Genomic DNA, 3,394 nt, shown 5'->3' on the forward strand with positions numbered 1-3,394 from the left:
CGCGAGCCGGTCTTGGGCCTCGGTGCGTTCCTCGGCGGCGCGGCGCTGGTCGGTGTTGAGCTTCCAGACGGTGGTGCCGTTGAGGTCACCGGTGGGCTCGATCAGGCCGGCGTCGACGAGCCGGACAAGGGCTTCCTCTGTGGACCGGAGGACGAGTCTGGCGTCGTGGGCGAGGGTCGACGTGGACGGGCGTGCGATGCCGCCGCGGTCGGCGTACAGGGCGAGGCAGAGCAGCACGTGGTGGGCCACGGTGTCGGCCTTGCCGTCCTTGCGTCGTACGGTGGGTGCCTCGCGGGCTGCCCACTGTGCGACGGCGAACGGGCCGGTGGAGCGGGTTTTCATGCGGCGTCTCGCTTCAGGTGTCGTCGGTCTTTGTCGGTGGTGCCGGCGTAGATGCCCCATCGGTCGTGGGTGTCGAGCGCGAGCTGGAGGCAGGGTCGACGGACGGGGCAGACCGCGCAGATGGCTTTGGCGGCTTGGGTGCGGCTGTGGATGTTGGCGCGGTTTTCGGCGGGGGGTCCGTGGAAGAGGTCCCATTGGCCGTGGCAGGCGGCGCGCGTTTTCCAGTCCTGACTCATGCTGCTGTGTCCTTTGTGGATCGGTTGTGGCGGCGGCGTTGGTTGTGGCGGATGCGGGCGACGTTGGCGGGTTCGGTGTCGAGGTGCGCGGCGGTGGCGTCGATGGTCCAGCCGCGGTGGCCGATGAGGGTGTCGATGACGTCGGCGGCCTCGGCCGGGGTGAGTGCGGAGAGCGGGAGGGTTCCGGCGAGGGCCATTTCGCGGGCGAGTGCGTTGGCGGTGTGTCCGGTTGGGACGGTCGCGCCGGCGCCGAGTTGGTCTGTCCAGCCCCAGAGTTGGTGTCGGGTGGCGTCGGGTCGGACGGCGGCGGCGAGGATGACAGCGACGGCGTCAGCGGGCTGGATGCCCTGGGGTGCGGGGAGTGCGCGGATCGCGGCGAGTGCTCCGGCGACGGCGTCGGGTCCTTCGTCGTGGACGGTTGCGATGAGCCGCATGCACAGCGGCTGGAGGGCGTCGGCGTATTGGTCGGGGGTCACGGTGGCTCCTGTGGGTCGGGCCGGGGCCGCGGTGGTTGCGGCCCCGGCCCGTGCTCGGGGGTGATGATCTGGTGGTGGTGTCAGGTGGTTCGGGTTCGGCGGCGCATCGGTGGTGGCATGTCGGCGGGTGCGTGGCAGTCGGCGCAGATCCGCATGACCCAGGGTGAGGATCCGCCGTTGCAGTCGTGGCCGGGGAAGGCGACGTGCCGGACATACTGTTCGCCGGGCTGGATGCGGTGGTAGCAGCGGTATCCGTGGCAGGTGAAGGGTTTGCGGGCGGTGACGGTGTGGGCGGTCGCGGCTGGGCCGTGCACAGCGTCAGCCACGTCGTGCCTCCGGGATGTTGTTGCCGCGCCACCAGCGGTTGCGGCTGGCGTGGCGGGTGCGGGCGGTGGACGCGACCGGGCGCCGGTCGCGGTCCTCGACGATGTGGCCGCGTTGGGCCCACACGCCGAGGACGCTGCTGACGAGGTTGCGGTCGTAGGGGTCGCCGTCCTGGAGTCGGGTGTGGACGGTGTCGGCGGTGAACGGCTGGCCGGCGCGGGCGAGTTCGGCGACGGCGGTCTCGACGCGGGTGCGGTCGTCGCGGTGGCCGGTGGTGCCGGCGGCGAGGTTGTTGGTCTGGCCGGTGTGCCGGTCGGCGAGCGCCAGGGCGAGCTGGTCGGCCATCACATCCACCCGTCCTTGGCGTAGGTCCAGCCGTCGCGGGAGACGTGCAGGCGTCTGTCCGCGTCGTGGCCGGCGTCGAGGGTGCACCGGTAGACCTGGGCGCGCTGCTCTTCGGTGACGAACTCGTTGTCGGCCAAGGGCTGGATGGTGGCGTCGCACAGCTCGGCGTCGGGGTCGTGCCACTCGCCGTCGTCGTTGCCCTCGTCGTCCCAGGAGGCGCCGCAGTTCTCGCAGTTCCAGCCGTCGCCGTCGTGGCAGGTGTCGTTGCCGCACAGCGAGCACCTCGGCGGCTGGTACTCGAGCGGGGGCGGCGCGGGCCGGGTGGTCGTGGTGGTCACCGGGCACGCTCCATGAGGTCGGCGCGGGCGGTGAGGTCGGCGGCGATCTCGCGCAGTTGCGCGGGGTCGAGGAGCACGCCGGGCCCGTCGCCGTCGCGGTAGACGGACAGGAGGGCGTGCCGGTCGCCGGGGTCGGTGTCCTCGAAGACGAGGTGCCGGCGGGCGCGGAGGTCGGTCTCGTCGCGCCAGGTGCGGGCGCTGATCTGGTCAGGCACGGAAGTACACCCCTTTCTCGTCGACGTGGCAGTTCTCCTGCACGTCGTGGAACCAGCACCGCTCGTGGTTGCAGTTGTTCGGCGTGCCGCCCATCTGGTCGCCGATCTCCTCGCCCTGCGCGGCCGTGACGGTGCGGATGTTGTCGACGGTGACGGCCGGCTTGTCGGCGCCGTGCGCGGCGGCCAGGGCGAGCGTCGCGTGCACCTGCGCGATGGCCACGATCCCGTCGTTGAGCGGTGCGCCGACGTTGTAGACGCGGCCGTACTTGGTTGCGGTCGAGCAGCCGTCGAGCAGCCGCTCGGCCTCGCGGTAATGGTCGTGGGCAGTGGACATCAGGCGACCTTTCTGGTGGTCCGGCGGGACTTCCCCGGCGTGGTGGTGTTGGCGGCGCGGGTGGCGGCGGCCTTCTTCGCCGCGGCGGACCGCTTGGCCTTCCGCTCGGCGTCGGCCTGCTCCTGCGCGGCCTGGTCGGCGGCGGCCTGCTCGGTGGGGGACAGGAACAGCGGCACCGGGGCGTGCCGGTCGCTGAGGTAGACGGGCATGACCATGGCGCGGTAGCGGGTGCCGATGTGGATGTGGATCGGGCGCTTCTCGCCGTAGGTCTCGACGACGATGTTGCTGCGACCCACCCCTCGCGCCTTGGCGATCGGCAGGAACTTCGCTAGCAGTTCGGCGGACACCGCGATGCGGGTTTCGCTGGTCGAGTTGGTGGTGTCGAACAGCTTCCCGAACTTCCCCCACACCTCGGCGGCGACGTCGCCGGTGGCCAGGGCGAGGGACAGGGTGGGTGTGGTGATGCGTAGTTTGTCGTCCACGATGGACAGTCCGGCGGGGCTGTCCGGGTCGACGAGGGTGAGCGCCTGGCGGGCGCGCTTCACGTCGGCCAGCGGCACGAACGTCTCGCCGAGGTGGCCGGTGGCGTCGGTGTGGACCTGTCCGAGGGTGAAGCGGTCGGTGGCGCTGGCGACCAGGACGGTGGCGCCAGCATTCGGTGCGGTGTACAGCAGCACCCCGGTGATGAACGGCAGGGTGTCGTCGGACTCGGAGGTGCGCGCGGCGTCGTCGAGCAGGGACTTGAGGTGGTGGGCGGTGACGGTGGCAGTGGTTTCGGTCATGC

Annotated in this window: 9 protein-coding genes; all 9 read right to left on the reverse strand. The window is 71.3% G+C overall.

What is annotated here, in order from left to right; translation table 11 throughout:
- Positions 1–342: hypothetical protein (locus ACYVIP_RS44870; protein WP_460407375.1), on the reverse strand; the 342-nt coding region annotated here is incomplete at its 3' end.
- Entirely contained in the window at positions 339–578 is a 240-nt protein-coding gene (locus ACYVIP_RS44875; protein ID WP_460407377.1) for a WhiB family transcriptional regulator, read from the reverse strand. The genes ACYVIP_RS44870 and ACYVIP_RS44875, both read right to left, overlap by 4 nt.
- A complete protein-coding gene (locus ACYVIP_RS44880) occupies positions 575–1,054 on the reverse strand; it encodes a hypothetical protein (RefSeq protein WP_460407379.1) in 480 nt (159 codons plus the stop codon). Before ACYVIP_RS44880 ends, ACYVIP_RS44875 begins: the two co-directional genes overlap by 4 nt.
- A gap of 80 nt (positions 1,055–1,134) precedes the next feature.
- Positions 1,135–1,380: a hypothetical protein gene (locus ACYVIP_RS44885; RefSeq protein ID WP_460407381.1), complete on the reverse strand. Its 246-nt coding sequence runs from the start codon at positions 1,378–1,380 to the stop codon at positions 1,135–1,137.
- Positions 1,373–1,723: a hypothetical protein gene (locus ACYVIP_RS44890; protein WP_460407383.1), complete on the reverse strand. Its 351-nt coding sequence runs from the start codon at positions 1,721–1,723 to the stop codon at positions 1,373–1,375. The genes ACYVIP_RS44885 and ACYVIP_RS44890 overlap by 8 nt, the downstream gene beginning before the upstream one ends.
- Entirely contained in the window at positions 1,723–2,061 is a 339-nt protein-coding gene (locus ACYVIP_RS44895) for a hypothetical protein (RefSeq protein ID WP_460407385.1), read from the reverse strand. Before ACYVIP_RS44895 ends, ACYVIP_RS44890 begins: the two co-directional genes overlap by 1 nt.
- Complete coding sequence (locus tag ACYVIP_RS44900) at positions 2,058–2,276, reverse strand: hypothetical protein (RefSeq protein ID WP_460407386.1); 219 nt, start codon at positions 2,274–2,276, stop codon at positions 2,058–2,060. The genes ACYVIP_RS44895 and ACYVIP_RS44900 overlap by 4 nt, the downstream gene beginning before the upstream one ends.
- Entirely contained in the window at positions 2,269–2,610 is a 342-nt protein-coding gene (locus tag ACYVIP_RS44905; protein WP_460407388.1) for a hypothetical protein, read from the reverse strand. The genes ACYVIP_RS44900 and ACYVIP_RS44905 overlap by 8 nt, the downstream gene beginning before the upstream one ends.
- On the reverse strand, positions 2,610–3,394 hold a 785-nt coding region (locus tag ACYVIP_RS44910; RefSeq protein WP_460407389.1), incomplete at its 5' end, for a beta clamp domain-containing protein. The genes ACYVIP_RS44910 and ACYVIP_RS44905, both read right to left, overlap by 1 nt.

The sequence above is a fragment of the Actinophytocola sediminis genome, from assembly GCF_054779715.1.